The sequence below is a fragment of the Lactococcus sp. SK2-659 genome (genome assembly GCF_020218185.2).
Taxonomy (GTDB): domain Bacteria; phylum Bacillota; class Bacilli; order Lactobacillales; family Streptococcaceae; genus Lactococcus; species Lactococcus lactis.
The window spans coordinates 215785-233231 of the sequence record NZ_JAIWQZ020000002.1 but is presented as its reverse complement, the minus strand read 5'-3'; the positions used below and the strand labels follow the sequence as shown (position 1 = coordinate 233231).

At 33.6% G+C, this 17447-nt stretch carries 19 protein-coding genes; 6 read left to right on the top strand and 13 right to left on the bottom strand.

Going from position 1 to position 17447, the window contains the following annotated elements:
- Positions 1-354: 354 nt before the first annotated feature.
- A complete protein-coding gene (locus tag LDP15_RS08295; RefSeq protein ID WP_225513396.1) occupies positions 355-1038 on the bottom strand; it encodes a SpaA isopeptide-forming pilin-related protein in 684 nt (227 codons plus the stop codon).
- A 47-nt stretch (positions 1039-1085) separates the two neighbouring features.
- Complete coding sequence (locus LDP15_RS08290) at positions 1086-6299, bottom strand: SpaA isopeptide-forming pilin-related protein (RefSeq protein ID WP_225513359.1); 5214 nt, start codon at positions 6297-6299, stop codon at positions 1086-1088.
- A 473-nt stretch (positions 6300-6772) separates the two neighbouring features.
- Here LDP15_RS08290 and LDP15_RS08285 point away from each other — a divergent pair, with 473 nt between their 5' ends.
- Together LDP15_RS08285 and LDP15_RS08280 are read left to right on the top strand one after the other, a co-directional pair.
- Positions 6773-7093, top strand: coding sequence for a hypothetical protein (locus LDP15_RS08285; protein ID WP_015425665.1), 321 nt, complete (start codon positions 6773-6775; stop codon positions 7091-7093).
- A 126-nt stretch (positions 7094-7219) separates the two neighbouring features.
- The gene (locus LDP15_RS08280; RefSeq protein ID WP_015425664.1) at positions 7220-9166 is read left to right on the top strand and encodes an alpha-amylase family glycosyl hydrolase; all 1947 of its coding nucleotides are present in this window, start codon (positions 7220-7222) and stop codon (positions 9164-9166) included.
- Positions 9167-9246: 80 nt separating this feature from the next.
- Here LDP15_RS08280 and LDP15_RS08275 read toward each other — a convergent pair whose 3' ends face one another.
- A complete protein-coding gene (locus LDP15_RS08275) occupies positions 9247-9792 on the bottom strand; it encodes a TetR/AcrR family transcriptional regulator (RefSeq protein WP_012896984.1) in 546 nt (181 codons plus the stop codon).
- A 111-nt stretch (positions 9793-9903) separates the two neighbouring features.
- Between LDP15_RS08275 and LDP15_RS08270 the strand changes: the two genes are divergently transcribed.
- The 4 genes from LDP15_RS08270 to LDP15_RS08255 all read left to right on the top strand — a co-directional run bounded on the left by LDP15_RS08270 (position 9904) and on the right by LDP15_RS08255 (position 12456).
- The gene (locus tag LDP15_RS08270; protein ID WP_015425663.1) at positions 9904-10689 is read left to right on the top strand and encodes an SDR family oxidoreductase; all 786 of its coding nucleotides are present in this window, start codon (positions 9904-9906) and stop codon (positions 10687-10689) included.
- A gap of 9 nt (positions 10690-10698) precedes the next feature.
- Complete coding sequence (locus tag LDP15_RS08265; RefSeq protein WP_015425662.1) at positions 10699-11010, top strand: DUF2316 family protein; 312 nt, start codon at positions 10699-10701, stop codon at positions 11008-11010.
- A 19-nt stretch (positions 11011-11029) separates the two neighbouring features.
- On the top strand, positions 11030-11815 hold the full coding sequence (locus LDP15_RS08260) for an SDR family NAD(P)-dependent oxidoreductase (RefSeq protein ID WP_015425661.1): 786 nt from the start codon (positions 11030-11032) through the stop codon (positions 11813-11815).
- 89 nt (positions 11816-11904) lie between these two features.
- The gene (locus LDP15_RS08255) at positions 11905-12456 is read left to right on the top strand and encodes a TMEM175 family protein (RefSeq protein WP_015425660.1); all 552 of its coding nucleotides are present in this window, start codon (positions 11905-11907) and stop codon (positions 12454-12456) included.
- A gap of 30 nt (positions 12457-12486) precedes the next feature.
- Here LDP15_RS08255 and LDP15_RS08250 read toward each other — a convergent pair whose 3' ends face one another.
- The 10 genes from LDP15_RS08250 to rpmH form a co-directional block, all read right to left on the bottom strand.
- Positions 12487-12810: a DUF1292 domain-containing protein gene (locus tag LDP15_RS08250; protein WP_003131822.1), complete on the bottom strand. Its 324-nt coding sequence runs from the start codon at positions 12808-12810 to the stop codon at positions 12487-12489.
- A gap of 152 nt (positions 12811-12962) precedes the next feature.
- Entirely contained in the window at positions 12963-13394 is a 432-nt protein-coding gene (ruvX, locus tag LDP15_RS08245) for a Holliday junction resolvase RuvX (protein WP_003131821.1), read from the bottom strand.
- Positions 13394-13660 (bottom strand): IreB family regulatory phosphoprotein, encoded by a 267-nt coding sequence (locus LDP15_RS08240; RefSeq protein ID WP_003131820.1) that lies wholly within the window; start codon positions 13658-13660, stop codon positions 13394-13396. Before LDP15_RS08240 ends, ruvX begins: the two co-directional genes overlap by 1 nt.
- Positions 13661-13957: 297 nt before the next feature.
- On the bottom strand, positions 13958-14125 hold the full coding sequence (locus LDP15_RS08235; protein WP_331708815.1) for a hypothetical protein: 168 nt from the start codon (positions 14123-14125) through the stop codon (positions 13958-13960).
- Positions 14046-14639 carry a CPBP family intramembrane metalloprotease gene (locus LDP15_RS08230; protein WP_225513358.1) on the bottom strand — a complete coding sequence of 198 codons (594 nt, stop codon included), beginning with the start codon at positions 14637-14639 and terminating at the stop codon, positions 14046-14048. Before LDP15_RS08230 ends, LDP15_RS08235 begins: the two co-directional genes overlap by 80 nt.
- A 53-nt stretch (positions 14640-14692) precedes the next feature.
- Positions 14693-15340, bottom strand: a complete 648-nt coding sequence (locus tag LDP15_RS08225) for a CPBP family intramembrane glutamic endopeptidase (RefSeq protein WP_225513357.1) — start codon at positions 15338-15340, stop codon at positions 14693-14695.
- 76 nt (positions 15341-15416) lie between these two features.
- A complete protein-coding gene (locus LDP15_RS08220; RefSeq protein ID WP_136122417.1) occupies positions 15417-15605 on the bottom strand; it encodes a bacteriocin in 189 nt (62 codons plus the stop codon).
- A 234-nt stretch (positions 15606-15839) separates the two neighbouring features.
- A complete protein-coding gene (locus LDP15_RS08215; RefSeq protein WP_015425656.1) occupies positions 15840-16097 on the bottom strand; it encodes a helix-turn-helix transcriptional regulator in 258 nt (85 codons plus the stop codon).
- 68 nt (positions 16098-16165) lie between these two features.
- The gene (locus tag LDP15_RS08210) at positions 16166-17077 is read right to left on the bottom strand and encodes an aldo/keto reductase family oxidoreductase (RefSeq protein ID WP_015425655.1); all 912 of its coding nucleotides are present in this window, start codon (positions 17075-17077) and stop codon (positions 16166-16168) included.
- 207 nt (positions 17078-17284) lie between these two features.
- Complete coding sequence (gene rpmH, locus LDP15_RS08205) at positions 17285-17419, bottom strand: 50S ribosomal protein L34 (protein WP_003131818.1); 135 nt, start codon at positions 17417-17419, stop codon at positions 17285-17287.
- Positions 17420-17447: the final 28 nt, after the last annotated feature.

Below are 17447 nucleotides of genomic sequence, written 5' to 3'. Positions count from 1 at the left end.
CGATGTAATTTATATATTACCGTTTCATTATAGGCCTAAGAATATTGATAAATTGAAGATATGGAGTATTCGATAAATCTGCATTAATCATTATTTGGGCCTGCAACTTCCATTTTAAATTTCAAAAAAAAAAAATATTAAGAATAAATTACAAAAAATATTAAGAATAAATTACAAAAAATCAAATTAAACTCTTTTTTTTCTATTTTTTCTTTGATTTTCTTAGTTTTCGACAATTAAAAGTTTGATTTTATAACTAGTTTTCCATAGTCATAAAAACATATTAAAGAATCGTTCAGCAACTCTTTCTGAAAATAAAAAAACATGGCGAGTGCCATGTTTTTTTATTTATTTTTATGATTTTTGTCTTTTAAAAAGTACAAGTAAAGCAGAAATCATCATTATTAGACCAACTAAAGAGATTAAAGTATTGTGTTGCTCTCCTGTCTTAGGTAATTCTGATTTTTTAGGGTTCAATGGAAGTTTTTTGTTAATGAACTTTCCACTATTAACTACTTGAGGTTGATTTTCCGCTTTTGCTGTAATTTCAAAAGTTTTCGTTTCCTGACTCAACTGATAGCCAGTTGGCGCCTTAGTCTCAACAAAACTGTATTTCCCTGGTTTTAAATTATCTGCCTTAATTACTCCATTCGCATCTGATTTTATTCCCTCAATAGCTACTTCATGAGTATCGGAATTAATAACATTGAAAATCGCACCCGACAATGTCTTACCATTTTCATCGACCTTAATTAATTTAGCAGAACCTTGATAGTTAATGAAATTATCTGAAGCAATAACTACATGGGGTTGACCTTCTTCTTTGCCTGAAATCGTAAAATCAACTTGAGAAGTATTCAAAATATATCCAGTTGGTGCTTGTGTTTCAACAAAGGAATATTTTCCTGGTACGAGGTCTTTGATTAAAACTTTACCTTCTTTATCGGAAACCAAATTTTCTTTGACTGTTTGTCCGTCAGCATCAATAACCCTGAAAACAGCACCTGATAAAGAGTTTCCTTTACTGTCATGCTTGATTAACTCAGCAGAACCTTGGTAATTAATGAAATTATCTGAAGCAATAACTACTTGAGGTTGACCCTCTTCTTTGGCTGAAATTGTGAAATCAACTTGGAAATATTCAAAATATATCCAGTTGGTGCTTGTGTTTCGACGAAAGAATAATCTCCCGGTGATAGGCCACCAATACTTACTTTACCGTCTTTATTAGAAGTCAAGTTTTCTTTGACTGTTTTGCCATCCGCATCAATAACTTTAAAGACTGCTCCTTCTAGAGCTTGACCTTTACTATCATGCTTAATTAATTCAGCAGAACCTTGGTAATTAATGAAATTATCTGAAGCAATAACTACTTTTTGTTCACCTTCTTCTTCACTTGAAATGGTGAAATTAGCAGGAGTAGTGTTCAAAATATAACCACTTGGTGCTCGTGTTTCGACGAAAGAATAATCTCCCGGTGATAGGCCATCAATACTTACTTTACCATCTTTGTCGGAAGTCAGGCCTTCTTTGACTGTTTTGCCATCCGCATCAATAACTTTAAAGATTGCTCCTTCTAGAGCTTGACCTTTACTATCATGTTTAATCAGTTCCGCTGAACCTTGATAGTTAACGAAATTGTCTGAAGCGACAACCAGTTGAGGTTGGCCTTCACTCTCAGCTAAGATTGTAAAAGGGGTAGGAATAGTATTTAAAATATAACCTGTTGGAGCTTTGGTTTCAACAAAGGAATATTCTCCGGGGGCTAAATCATCAATACTTACTTTACCATCTTTGTCGGAAGTCAGGCCTTCTTTGACTGCTTTGCCATCCGCATCAATAACTTTAAAGACTGCTCCTTCTAGAGCTTGACCTTTACTATCATGCTTAATTAATTCAGCTGAACCTTGATAGTTAACGAAATTATCCGAAGCAATTATTAGACTAGGCTGACCTTCTTCTTCAGCTAAAATTGTAAAATGAACTGGTATTGTATTTAGAATATAACCTGTTGGAGCTTTGGTTTCAACAAAGGAATATTCTCCGGGGGCTAATCCATCAACTACCACTTTACCATCTTTACCAGAAGTTAAATTAGCTTGGATTGTCTTGCCAGCTTTATCAACAATTTTAAAAACTGCACCAGAAAGTGGCTGACCTTCGTTATCTTGCTTAATTAATTCGGCTGAACCTTGATAATTGATAAAATTATCCGAGGCAATAACCATTTGTGGTTGACCTTCTTCTTCAGCTGAAATTGTAAAATGAACTGGTATTGTATTTAAAATATATCCTGTTGGAGCTTTGGTTTCAACAAAGGAATAATCTCCAGGGGATAAACCAGTAGCCGTAACTTTACCATCTTTATCAGAGCTTAAATTAGTTTGGATTGTATTACCATCTTTATCAATAACTTTGAAAATCGCACCTGATAAAGCTTGACCATTACTGTTATGTTTAATGAGTTGTGCTGAACCCTGATAGTTAACTTTTTCCAAGTTGATATCTGGGATGATTCCTTCTTCATTGGCTTTAAGCTCAAAGTCAATTGGGGTTGGGTCCAAAATATAACCCGCTGGGGCTTTGGTTTCAACAAGTGAATATTTACCAGGTGTTAGTTTTTCAATCGTTACATTTCCAGAACTGTCAGAAGTAAGTTTTTCGTAACCTGAAACAACTTGACCGTTGCTGTCTAGTACTTTAAATTCTGCACCTTGAAGTGGATTTTTTACCTCTTTACCATTTTCAATGGTCAGTCCTACTTTTTTCAAGATTACTTTCGTTGGTTCATTTTCAACGTCTTGAATTGGGAAATTAGAAACTTCTCCGTCTTTTGAAACTGTTATTTTCTTACCTTTGACTAGTTCTTCATCAAGTGTATACCCTGTTGGGGCCTTAGTTTCAATAAGAAGATAATCAGTAACACGCAAATTCCCAAGTTTTAAATCACCATTTTTGTCGGTATCTCCTTCACGAATTAATTTATCTTTCTTGCCATCTGTACCGATAGACCAAAGTTGAAGATGAGCTCCCGCAAGTTTTGCTTTGCCGGGACCAACTTTTTCCAAAGTAACTGAACCTTTTGATCCGTTTGCACTTCCGTTATGATTAATTACGGGCACGTCTTTTTCAACATCTTGTTCTATTGTTTTCTCGTTGTCTCCAGTAATATGGGCTTGATTAGTTACCACATCATTAGCTTTGTCAGAAGTAATTAATGCACGATATTCTACAACATATGCTGTGTTAATTTCTGATAAAAATTTAATTTTAACTGTTTGAGCCCCTGTAGAATTGTCAGTTTGGATATCAACAGAATAATCTTTGCCTTGTTCAAGAATAATATTTTTGTTCTCAGTAATATTACCAGAAGCATCAATACTTGTTCCATAAATAAGAATATCTTTTGCTACAATATACTGATTTGAGGAAGGATTATCGGTAACTTCAACATTTTTTAAGGTAGATTGCGAGGCGTTTACTGTAAGTTTCCAATTTACATAATTAGAATCTGTACTTGACTGTGAACCATCTTTCGTTACGAATTCTCCTTGATGTGCTGGAGTAACACTAGCACTTAAATCATGTGAAATGTCCTTATTTGTAAATGTCGCTTTGTTTTTGTACTCCTTCTGATTGATGAGATTACCTTCTAGACTTGTTTCAAATATTAGAACATAGGCTTTTGTGCTTCCATCTGGTAGTTCTACCTTAACACTTCCTTTGCTTTCTACTATTTTTATTCCCATATCTGAAGTAACTTCAGCACCTAAAGTATAAGTACCATTTTTATTAATCGTAGCTTCATATATTTTAGCACTTCCAGAAACATAGTTTTGATCATCAGAGATTGGATCAGTTATTGAGGCATTGCTTAATTCTTGTTGATTGAAATTTGCTGCAATTGTCCATGTAATTTTTTTGCTGGTTGCATTATATGAACCAGATTTTTGTCCATTATATTGGAACGGAGGTATTGGTTTAAATTCTTTATGATCATTATTAGTATGATCTCCTCCATTTTTATCCTTCCAAGTCATTGAAGCATCATTTACAAATTTGATATCTCCTTCATGACCAGACCCATTATCAATCACACTAGTATCAAATTTTGTTTTGTATTTAATTTGATATTTATGATCTGTCCCCTCCTTAAGTGGGGAATTAAAGGAAACTGAAAAGCCTGCTGTTGTTTTTATCAGTGTATATTCTGTTGGGGAGAGTACTTTATTTCCAGCAGTTTTATCAATAATTTGGAAAGTATTTTCAAGGAAAGTCAATCCTTCAGACATTTTGTCTTCAAGTGACCAGTTTTCCATCCAATAGCCTGCACTATTAATATCTATTTTCCATGGAATTTCTCTATTCTCGTAATCAATATCTCCATCAATATTTTTAACGATTCCTTGTTGAGTTGCATTACCACCTGACTCGCTGTTATCTCCCGTATCAGTTGTTACTGAGTTATCAATGGTAACATTTCCATCTACGATATCTTTAACCTTCGTTTGATATTCAACTTTTACTGCATAATCGATATCAGTAATAAACTCAATTTTAAATTTTTGAGGATTATCAGGGTCTTGTACAAGTTTATAATCTTCCCCTTCTTTTAATTGAGCACCTTTAATTTCTTTTCCGTTACTATCAAAAGTAATTTTATAAAGTTTAACACTTCCGTTCACCAGCTCGATGGCATCACTCATGGTATCTTCAATAAATGACCCTGCTTTATGATTTTTTTCATTATAATTGTATTCTATATTCCAATTATAAATTTGATCGTTCCCTGTTGTAAATGGTCCATTTTTTTTAATTGGCCCTTTATATTGCGCAGTAACAGAGGCACTTGCATTGGTATCTGTTTTTCCATCATTTAATGTTGCTGTATTTTTAAAGCTTACAGCTCCCTCTTTTTCCGGAAAACTACTTTCATCGATAGTTGTTGTATAGACAACATTGAATGCTTGATCGGTGGTAGCATATTTACCAATAAAAGTAATTTTTCCATTTGAATCAACAGTATAATCTGTACCTTTTACTAAAGGATGTTCTTTATCAATGGAAATGATTTCTCCATTTTTTCCAACTGTCTCAGGGTAAATTTCGACGGATTCATAAGTTGTTCCTTCTGGCATTGGATCGGTAAGTGTAGCATTTTCCATTGTATTTAATGGACGGTTAATATTTATTTCCCAAATAACTTTACTAGGATTTGGAGTTTTATCGAAATGTCCTGATTTATCAATTGCTTGGTCATAGGTTGGCCGAACATGAATTTCTGAAGGGGGAAAATTTTCCTCCGTTGGTGTATCAACTACAACTTCTCCTGGAACAATTGTCTTATCGAAATGTGCATCATAATGAAACGTACCCTTAATATCATGATAGGTTTCAACTTTTTCATTGAAGACGAAACGAACGGTTCCATCTGCATTAATTGTATAGGTTCCATAATCTCCCAGTGACGATGTCGCTTGCTCAATTGTTACACCATCAGGAAGTTTAAAATCAAAGTAATCTCCTGATTTCAATGGTAAAATATCTTCTGGAATACTCCAGGTATAATCGATTTGAACTTCTGCATCTATCGGAACATCTGTTTGATCTGGATAAGGTTTTCCTTCTTTATCAAGATATATGACCTTAGCTGAGTCGATAATAGTCGCTGGTGAAATCCCTGAGTCTTCTAGAAGTTTACGAATATCTTGACTTTCCACAGTTTTTATAGCTTGCTCTGAATGTTTAGTCGTACTACTTTCTTTTTCTTTGATTTCAGGTGTAACAGTATTTTGAGTCACAGTGGAAGTTGACTGACTTGGGGTTTCTGAAGTTGAACTCGTTTTTGGCAACAATACATCAACTTGGCTATCATTTAATTTGGCTGTTAATCGCTCAAAGTTTTTCAAAAGTTCTTTAGAGATTGAAAAATTGACTTTCACTTCGCTTGTATTTAGTGAATTAAGGTCTATTGTCAATCTATTTTCGTCAGCAGTATAAGATGCTGTTGACTTTTGTCTGTTAGCCTCATTTGGTTCATTAATTTTAATTGATTTATCTAATTCAATAGTAGTTGTTTTACTTTTCAATATTGACTGATTAATCTTGAGACTTAAATCAAATGTCATTAAATCAGCATTACTTTCAGATTCATCTATTTTAAATTGACTTAATGTTATATCCGAATCATTTGTTTCTTCATTTATTGCTCCTGCAATTGCTCCAACTGGGGTAATAACATATTGTAAAAGCAGCATTAAACCTAAAATTATAGAAATAACTTTTTTTCTACTTTTCATAATGTCCTCCTTTTGATTTTAAATCAGTTTTGTAAGCGATGTATTTTATTAATTACATCTTCTTATAAAAATTGCTGATTCTAGGACATTATAGCATAATACAATACAAATGTGTAATAAATTTCGTACATTAAATTCTATTGTCTTACTTTTATTTATATTTTTATTTGTTCCTAACATAGCCTTTTTGCAACATAATGGCTCCATAAAGCTATTAGACCCTTTTTTAATATTTCATAAATATTTAAATGATTAATAAAAAAAGACCGATAAAAATTAAAAATTTGATTCTAAATCGACTTTTATAACAAAAAAAAAAAGATAATACTTTTTTAAAAGGGGAAAGTTTCACTTTCGTTTTATTATTTTTACATTACACCTCTAAATTGAGTCTTATTTTAAATAATAAATATTATCCGCTTAAGCATTAAGGATAATAATGTATAATAAAGAGAAAGGAACGAGGAACAAATATGGATTATAATGATTTTATGAAAAGTAAGCACATTGCTGAACGTTGGGGAGAGTTTCAGGCTAATTATAAAAATTTAAATAAAACAAGTGAATTAAAGGCTTATCATGATTTACTGACAGAGTTTTATGATTATATTCAAAGCCTAGAAGCTCATCTTTTTAATGACGAAAAAGTTGCTGACCAAAAAAATTTACTGACAGAAAATGTAGCAACTCCTTCGCAATTTTTTAATGCTCCCAAAATTCCAGAAACACTTTCTTTTGGTCAAGAAGCACTTAAAGGTGAGGAAGACCCTTGGTTTGGTTTTAATGATGAATAAAAATATTTACTGACCCATTCTGTCAGTAAATATTTTTTGTTTTATATGGGAATTTCGTTGTGAAAACCTTTGCAAAAGTGATAAAATAGTGCTAGAAATGATTTTCAGTAAAAAGGAGAATAGCTTATGCCTCTAAATATTTTGGATTATGACCCTTATTTGGAACCTTTCAAAGAAGATTTGTCTTTGCGGCTTTTTGAATTTGCTCGAACAAAAAAACGGCTTTTAGGAACTGATGGTTCGCTTGTTGATTTTGCTAATGGTTATAAGTATTTTGGCTTTCAACAAGAAAGTAAACACTGGACTTTTCGCGAATGGGCACCAAATGCTAAAAGAGCTTGGTTGGTTGGAGATTTCAATAATTGGGAAAACAATTTTGAGTTGAAACAGGCCTATGGTGGGACTTGGGAAATTTCAATTCCGGGTATGCTACCTGTGGGTTCTAAGGTGAAGGTTAAGCTGCTTTTACCTTCTGGTGAAACAGTTTATCGTGTTCCCTCTTATATTATGTTTGCTGTCCCCAATGAGCGCCATGAATTGGATGGAGTGATTGTTCAACCAAAATATGATTGGAAGAATAAAGCCCCTCAGTTAAAAGAAGCTCCTTTGATTTATGAAGCACATATTGGTATTTCAACTGAAGAATATAAAATTAATTCTTATAAAGAATTCACGCGCGATGTCTTACCAAGAATTAAAAAGGCTGGTTACAATACTATTCAACTGATGGCAATTATGGAACATCCGCTCTATGCTAGTTTTGGTTATCAAGTTTCCAATTTCTTTGCAATTTCTAGTCGCTTTGGTCAGCCAGAAGATTTGATGGAATTGATTGATCAAGCTCATGGTATGGGTTTGCGAGTGCTTTTAGATGTGGTTCATTCACATGCTGTAAAAAATATCGAAGATGGTCTCAACTATTTTGATGGGACAGAAAATCAGTATTTTCATGAAGGTGAACGAGGAAATCATCCAGCTTGGAAGACAAAACTTTTTAATTATGGCAAAGATGAAGTGATTCATTTTCTACTTTCAAATCTTAAATTTTGGTTGGATACCTATCATTTTGACGGTTTTCGTTTTGACGGTGTGACTTCAATGCTTTATCATGATCATGGTTTAGGGACTGCTTTTACTGATTACAGCAAATATTTTTCGCTCAATACAGATATCGAAGCGGTGACTTATTTGATGTTGGCAAATGAATTAACACATTTATTCAATCCATCAGCAACAACAATCGCTGAAGATATGTCAGCCATGCCGGGAATGGCCCTACCTATTTCAAGTGGTGGAATTGGTTTCGATTACCGTTTATCAATGGGAATTCCTGATTTTTGGATTAAACAATTGAAAGAAAAAACGGATAATAGTCTTGACTTATTGAGTCTTTGGTGGGAATTAACGACGCGACGTCCTGGTGAAAAAAATATTGGTTATTCTGAAAGTCATGACCAAGCTTTAGTTGGTGATAAAACGATTATGATGTGGTTAGCTGATGAAGAGATTTATTGGAAAATGGACCTTAATAGTCAATCTCTAAAAATTGACCGTGCTATAGCGCTTCATAAATTAATTCGCCTAATTACTTTTAGTTTGGCTGGTGAGGGTTATTTAAATTTCATGGGTAATGAATTTGGCCACCCCGAATGGCTTGATTTTCCGCGTCAAGAAAATCATGATGATTTCCAACATGCTAGAAGACAATGGTCTTTAGCTGATAATAAAGATTTGCGTTTCCAATATTTATTGGCATTTGACCAAGCGATGATTAATCTAGAGCGACATTACAAGTTTTTAGAAAGCCCAGAACCTGTCCAACAACTTTGGATAAAAAATTCGGATAAATTACTAGCTTATAAAAAAGGGCAACTTCTTTTCGTCTTTAATTTCCATCCTAGTTATGAACAAGAGCTTCAACTCCAATTTCCTGAAAAACCAGAACTTATCTTCGATAGTGATGACCAAAAATTTGGTGGTTTTGGTCCAAGAAGTAGTTTTGGTTGGTCAAAAGAGCATTTAAATCTAATCCTTGAACCTAGAACTGCTATGGTTTTCCGAATTAAAGAATAAAAACCTGTCAATTGACAGGTTTTTTTACTGACAGAATCGCAAAAGTTACTGACAGAAATCCAAAAAGTCTGTCAGTAACTTTAAAAGGCATTTAAATTCGGTTCAAGCAAGGTCCAGAGATTTTCAAATTGATTTTGAAATTGGTCATCCCACTGTGGGGCAATTTTTGGGTGATGAAAATAAACAAAAGCTTGAATATATGCAGCAGCTTCCTCTTCACTTTCAAATTTAGCAGCTGTCTTTAGACTCTCAACCATTTCTAAAATATGTTTACGCCCCAATTCTAAATTTTCTCCAATGTAGGTTGTGTATAAGGCAAACATTTCTGGAGTTTTTCGATGTGCTTCATATTTGGCAATGGCGACTGACCAGAGCCAATCATGAACAATCTCTTTTTGATGTTGATACTTGCTTGTGTCAAAAGGAAATATTTTTACAAGTGTCTGACCATTGAGCCAACGAAGGGCAAGTATCGTTAAAAGTTCATCTTTACTTTTAAAGTGCTTATAAATAGCTGGTTGACTAATATTGAGTTCCTTAGCAATTTTTGAAATGGTGAGTTTCTCTATTCCATTCTCTAAGATAAATTCTTCTGTTTTTCCTAATATCTTTTCACGTGTATTCATAAATTAATTGTAACACAAGTTATAATCCTTGACAAATATAACTTTCTGGTTTATAATTCATTTTGTTGGTTATAAAAGTTTAAAAAAATAACCTCATAAAAAGGAGAAATCATGACATTTACAGGACATACGATTTTAATCACAGGTGGTACAAGCGGAATCGGACTTGGTTTTGCTAAAAAGTTTTCCGAATTAGGAAATAAAGTCATCATTACCGCCCGAAATGAAAAACGTCTTAATCAAATTTTGAATGAAAATCCAACTTTTACAGGATTTGTCAGTGATGTTGCTAACAAAGACTCCCTCCCCCAATTAGTCAACTTCATCAAAGAAAATTTCCCTCAACTTGATGTCATTATGAACTGTGCCGGAATTATGCGTGCGATTAATTTGTTTGAACAAGCTGATAATTCTCTGGAAGTACTGACAGAAGAAATTCATATTAATTTATTAGGAACAATTGCTGTGACACAAGCATTTTTGAAAATCCTTGTCGCAAATAACGGACTAGTCATTAATGTTTCATCAGGATTATCAAATCTGGCTGACGGTGCACACCCTATTTACAATTTGACCAAAGCTGGGGTTCATTTTTACTCTGATGCGCTTCGAGAACAAGCTAAATATTTTGAAAAGACTTTAAAAGTCATCGAATTAGTTCCACCATTAGTTGCTGAAACAAATCTCGAAAGCCATACAAATACTGACGCACCCAATAACATGGCACTTTCAGACTTAATTAGTGAAACTTTAGCCGGGCTTGAAAATGGCTTAGACCGGATTGACGCTGGTTTTGCTAAACAACTTCACCAAATGGGCAAAGTAAACAGTGACGAAAACACCAAAGTACTTTCTCAACAAATGCTCACTAATTATTTTCCCAAAATGAAAGATTAGAGAAGAGAAATGTCACTTAATCCCCTTCAAATGCAACATACCAAAAAAGAACTCCGTAAAAATTTTGAACTCACAGGACTTAGCAAATCTGAAATTGCTAATGATTTAAAAATTAGCGAAGTAAAACTTGAAAAAATATTTAATCTTAAACAAAGAACACTCGAAGACACTTGGATTTTACGAAATTATTTACTAGAAAAAGTAGAAAAAACAGGTCAACAACCTGTTCCCTTTACCGCTTTATCTGGAGATTGGCACCGTCACTGGTTTTTAAATTCCAATCTAATTGACCAACAACAAATGTCTAAAGGCGACAACTAAAACTCAAAGGAGAAAAATCATGAAAACACTTATCACTGGCGCAAATAAAGGAATTGGTTTTGCACTTGCTCAAAACCTTGGTCATCGCGGCTATGAAGTCTTGGTCGGAGCCCGTAATGAAACGCGTGGACAAGAAGCCGTTGAAAAACTGAAAGCCGAAGGAATTACTGCCGAATTTATCAAAGTAGATTTAGATGACTTAAATCAATTGACGAGTCTGTCAGCACTGACAGATATTGATTTATTGATTAATAATGCTGGAATTTCTGGTAATATTCATTCAGATAAAGGGCACCTTGATATGGAAAAATCAGCTTTTGATTATTCAACAACTGATTTAGAAGAAACAATTAAGACCAATTTTTTGGGAACACATGCTGTGATTAAAGAACTTCTTCCACATTCACTGACAGAAAACGCTAAAATTATTAACATCACCGTACCCGTTTCTCAAGAATATTGGATGCCACTTGCTTATATCACTTCAAAAGCCGCACAAAATGCCATGACCTTTGCTTTTGGCCATCAATTCAAAAAAGATAAATCTAAAAAACAAATCTTTGCTGTTATGCCTGGTGCAGTTGCAACAGATTTGAATGGCGCAAAAGTTGGGGATAGTCCGTTTGTAAAATCTCCTGAAGAAACAGCTCAAATGATTAGTAAATTTATTTTTGATGACAAAAATCATAATGCTCAAATTATTAATTTTGACGGAACAATTTATGATAACTATGAACCAGGCTTACGTAACAAAGTCATTAAAGATGTCGCTAAAAATGGTTTAAAGCGTAAATTTAAAAAATAAATAAAAAAGTTACTGACAGATTGGTCAGTAATTTTTATATTTACAATCAATTCGTAAAAAAACCTTAACATTTATGATAAAATAGAACTATGGAAAAAGAAAGATTTTTGGCTTTTACAGATGCTATTATTGCCATCATTGCAACGATTATGGTTTTAGAATTTAAAACCCCTGATAAAAGTGGCTGGCCTGCTCTGACAGAATTAACCATCCCACTTTTAGCCTATGCTTTGAGCTTTTTTATGATTATGACCGTATGGTATAATCATCATCAACTTTATCGTGATATTAAAAATATTACTCCTCGAATATTCTTATTGAATACGCTCTGGCTATTCATTATGTCATTTTTCCCCTTCACCACGGGTTGGGTCGGAAAACATGCAACTGAATTTCTTCCTGAGTTCTTCTATCTGGTCATCGTCTTTCTCTGGACAGCCGTCTTTCATATCATGGATTATGAACTCCTCAAAGAAAATCCAGATAAAGAATACAAAGAACTTACACATAGTCTTTCCCGCAGAAATATCTTCATCATATTAGGAATATCCCTTCCAATTGTTTGGTTTTGGCCTCCTATTGGCTTGGTTTGCGTAGCCATGCTCGGTGCTCTAGCCTTAGCCAGCTTTTTAAAAAAATAAAAAGCCGTCAGTTAATGACAGCTTTTTATTTTAATCTTCTTGTTCATCCATAAAGCTATTGAAGACTTCTTCAATCATATCCCATTCATCTTCAGCATCTTCAGGGATTGGTTGCAAATCACCTTCAGTACCGTCAGCATTCTCAGTAAATGAGTAAGCCAAAACATCGATAAGACCTTGTTCATCTTCTTCAAACTCAGTAGGTTGTAAAACAACATAGTTTTTGCCAAATTCTTCTTGTCCATCAATGGTAATCAAAATTTGGAACAAGCTTTCGTTTCCATTTTCATCAACCAAAGTAATATAGTCAGGTTCATGATTATGGTCATGTTCGTGATCATGTGTATGAGTCATTTTATTTCCTTTTCTTCATCCTTAATTAGAGGAATTTTCTGCTATTCATAATAAAATAAATAGACAACTTTTACTGACAGAAAATCCGACGAATACTTGTCAGTATTTTTATACTTACAAATAAACTAAAGCTTTCATCAGTAAACCAAAAATTATAATTTTAATGCATGAGCATCCAAATAATTTTGTAAAATCAAAACAGCAGCCAATTTATCAATTGATTTTTTGCGATCTTTACGACGCACTCCACCATCAATCAATACTTTTTCAGCTTGCGCAGTTGTCAATCGTTCATCTTGATAAGCGACTTCCAAACCGAATTCATTGGCCAACTTTGTGCCATAATCCCGTGATGCTTCGGCACGAATCCCTTCATCACCGTTCATATGTTTTGGAAGACCAAGAACTACCTTTTCAGGTTTGTATTCTTTAATCAAAACGCCCAAACGTTCAAAGCCAAGCTCACCGGCTTCACTGTCAATCTTAATGGTTTCAACAGGTTGAGCGGTCATCCCAAGTAAATCACTGACAGAAACTCCCACAGTTTTTGTTCCGACATCAAGCCCTAAAATTCGTGCAAACACTATAAATTGACACCATTATCTTTCAAATAATTCTTGATTAATTCCTCAACAATATCATCTCGGTCAAAACGGCGAATTTTATTACGCGCATCATCATGACGAGGGATATAAGCAGGGTCTCCCGACAAAACATAACCCACGATTTGATTGATAGGATTGTAACCCTTAGCCTCAAGCACATTGTAAACATCAACGAGTGTTTCGCCAATTTCTTTCTTGTCCGAATCACCAAATTCAAAACGGACTGTTTCATCTGTAAAACTCATAAGACACCTCCTTTAAATTTATCTGTAAAGCCAGATTAAACTAAAAATCAATAATTTCCATCCCGTCAGCCAACTGATGTCCACATTTTTAGAAGACAATCATTTTATTTACTGACAGAAATATCCCATTAAAAATTTCTTAGATACATGTTAATTATACGTTATTTTTTGATTGAATTCAACCGTTTTCTCCATTAAAGTAAATAAAAACCTTCTATCAAGGCTTTTAAATTTTAAATAAAAAGAGAATTTTAATTTGAAAATTACCAAAGAATAGGAAGCCTAATCACTAGTTACTCAGAATACCCAAAAGCTTAATAAATTTGGTAAATAAGTATTTATCAGATTTATTGAACTGTGAAGAGCGATACTTTCCCCAATTGCTTTACGTCGGTGATAGGCCAAAGTAACAACTAAACTTATGGGCAGATATAAAAAGAAAGAGTAAGTAAAACCAGTATGCACCCATGCAAACACAGTGACGCTCACAAAACAAGCCAAGCATTTTTTTATCAAAAAGTCGATAAAGATATTCCCGATAAATCAACTCTTCACTAATCGGTCCAATCACGAATAAATCTAATGAATGCGACCAAAAAGGAGTCCGTGCAAAATAATTTACCAAATCTATTGAATGTTCTGGAAAAGCTTCTAAAGCTGGTGTCATCTGAAAATATAAATGATGTGCCAAAGCAATAAAAATATTTCCACCAACAATAAAAAACAAAATAAATAACAAATTTTTTGGACGAAATATATCAAAAATCTTTTTAAAAGCATCATTTTTATAAGCAATAACTATTATTACTAAAAAAGTTAAAATATCCACAAATCCATAATAATTAAAAGCAAAATCATAGAAAGTTGGTGGAAAGATCCCCAAGTGGGGAGTCCAACCATTGTAAAGAATAACCGTCACTAATAGCAATAAAAGCGGTTTTAATTTAGTCCGTAAAAAATTTTTTATACGTTCAATCATAAAAGCCCCCACGTTAATAAAAAATAACAAATCTACTTATAATAAATTCTATATTAAATAATAATATGAAAAATCAAAACCATTAGATTATATCCTCCATGCACGATAATACTATCACTCACACGCTTATATCGGTGAAAAGTACTTGTGATGATTACACTCATTGGTAAGTATTCAAAAAAACTCCATGTCAACCTAGTATGAATTAATGTAAATAGAAGAATACTTAAAATATAAGCTAGCCATTTATGACTAAAAAAACGATAAAAATATTCCCTAAATGTTAGTTCTTCACAAATTGGAGCAATGATGACCATAAGAACATATACAAACCAAGTTGGTAAAAAAGAGTCAACGAGATTATTAGTAGCTTCATTTTCCACAATAGTATCAAGTGCAGGAACAAATTGTAGATATAAATAGTGTGCAATATTACCGAGAATATATCCCACAATTACAAACCCAAGAAGCCAAAGCAAATTTTGCAAGCGAAAAGTTTCTTTAAAATGCGCAAAAACACCATTTCTAATTGCAATATACAAAATAATCAACAAAATTACTAAAAATAAACTTGGATAAAAATCATGCACTGCCTCCATTGGAACAAAAGCACCAGGTCCAAGATAAAGTATTGTCGTCCCGAAGACTAAAAGTATGCTCTTTAACTTATTGAATATCGTTGTTTTATCTGTTTTCCCCATTTTTAACCTCACACATTCAAAACAAGGAATGCAAAGCACTCGCATTCCTTGTCATTAGCTGAAATTACTTAATTATTTATCCACGTTTAAGGAAGTTATTAGTGTAATTTTCAACCACATCATAACCTCCCCCACCGCCTGACCCACCGTCAGACAGTAAAGAACTCACGGAATGATTCCCAGTTACGCCCCCTCCTCCACTAACTTCCATCAATTCCTCATCAGTCAACACTTCAAATTCTTCAAAAATAGTTTGCAATTCCATAAAAACACACTTTCTAGTCCACTCCGGACTCGTTTTGAGCATTTTTAGTCAATAAACATTTCCACTAGAAAGGCTCATCAAATTTCGGCATCTTCGTAATTAATTACAAATATATTTTAAACTTTTCTGAATATTTAGCCAATACCACTTTAATATTCTTTTTGTGTACTTTTAGTTTATATTTTCACTATCTTTTAACAAATCATCTATTGAACATTTAAACACATTTGCCATCTATTGAACAAGTTCTAAACTCGGTTCACGTCGCCCGTGCTCCCAATTACAGACAGCTTGTTTACTCGAATAAAGCAGTTTCCCAAGTTCTTTTTGTGTCAACCCCGATATAATCCTTTTTTGTCGAAGATTACTAGAAAAATTTCCTCCAGAAATTTCTATCAATTCTTCATCACTAACTTTCTCAAAAATTTCTAACTTTGAAAAAATTTTTACCTTACTGTCATTCTTTTTCTTGAAATATTTAGAAAAATCCATCAGATTTCCTCCCAAAAAAGTAATCAAAAGACTAGTTTTTTTAAACTAGTCTCCTACTTTAATTATATTTAAGGTAAAATGTTTCCAGCTGCCATGTACAAGTCGTACCATTCCGCACGTTCCAAGACAATATCTGAAGCAGCAGCAATTTCTTCAATTCGGCTCAATGTCATCGTTCCAATAATTGTTTGGATATTGGCAGGATGCCGATTAATCCAAGCGACAGCAATTCCAGTTGGAGTAGAATTGTATTTTTCTGCATAAAATTCCAATTTTTTATTCAAATCAGGGAATTTTTCATTTCCAACAAAGACACCTTCAAAGAAACCATATTGGAAAGGTGACCAAGCCTGAATAGTCATCTTATTAATACGAGAATACTCTAAAATTCCATTATCATGAACAAAAGAACCTTCATCACTCATATTTACATGAATCCCAGCATCAATCATTCCCGTATGTTTCAAGCCAAACTGTAATTGATTAAACAACAATGGCTCTTTCACCGCTGTTTTCAACAGTTCAACTTGACCAGGATTTTGATTAGAAACCCCAAAATAACGTACTTTCCCTGCTTTTTCCAATTCATAAAAAGCCTCAGCTACTTCTTCAGGTTCAACTAAAGTATCTGGACGATGCAAGAGCAAAGTATCCAAATAATCAGTTTTTAAACGAGATAAACTCCCCTCAACCGATTCAATAATATGTTTTTTTGAAAAATCGAACATTTTCCCAGGAACAATTCCACATTTTGACTGTAAAATAATATCTTCTCGTTTTACTGACGATTTTTCTAGAGCATCTGCAAAAATCGATTCACAAGCTCCACCCCCATAGATATCAGCATGGTCAAAGAAATTTATCCCTTGCTCCACTGATTTTTCAATGACAGCAACCGGTTCTTTTCCCTCTTCATTAATTCTCATACAACCTAAAATAATTTGAGAAGCTTCAAGTTCACCAATTTTGAATTTTTTCACGACAAAACTCTCCTTTAAGCGTGAGATTTCACCTTATCTTCAATCAACAAAGGAAAAAATTTCACTAATTATTTGATAAAACCATTATAACACAATTAATGAAACCGTTTAACAAAATATATTTAATCATCAACGGACTCCTGCCATATTTAGGAATAATCAAATAAAAAAAATCAGCCATAAGCTGATTTCAATTTCATTTACAAATTAAACTGTAAGTGAAGCACGTCCTTTACGACGACGAGCTGCAAGGACACGACGTCCGTTTTTAGTTGCCATACGGCTACGGAATCCGTGAGTAGTCTTACGAGATTTTTTGTGTGGTTGGTAAGTACGTTTCATTTTATATAAGTCCCTGGGCTACTTCACT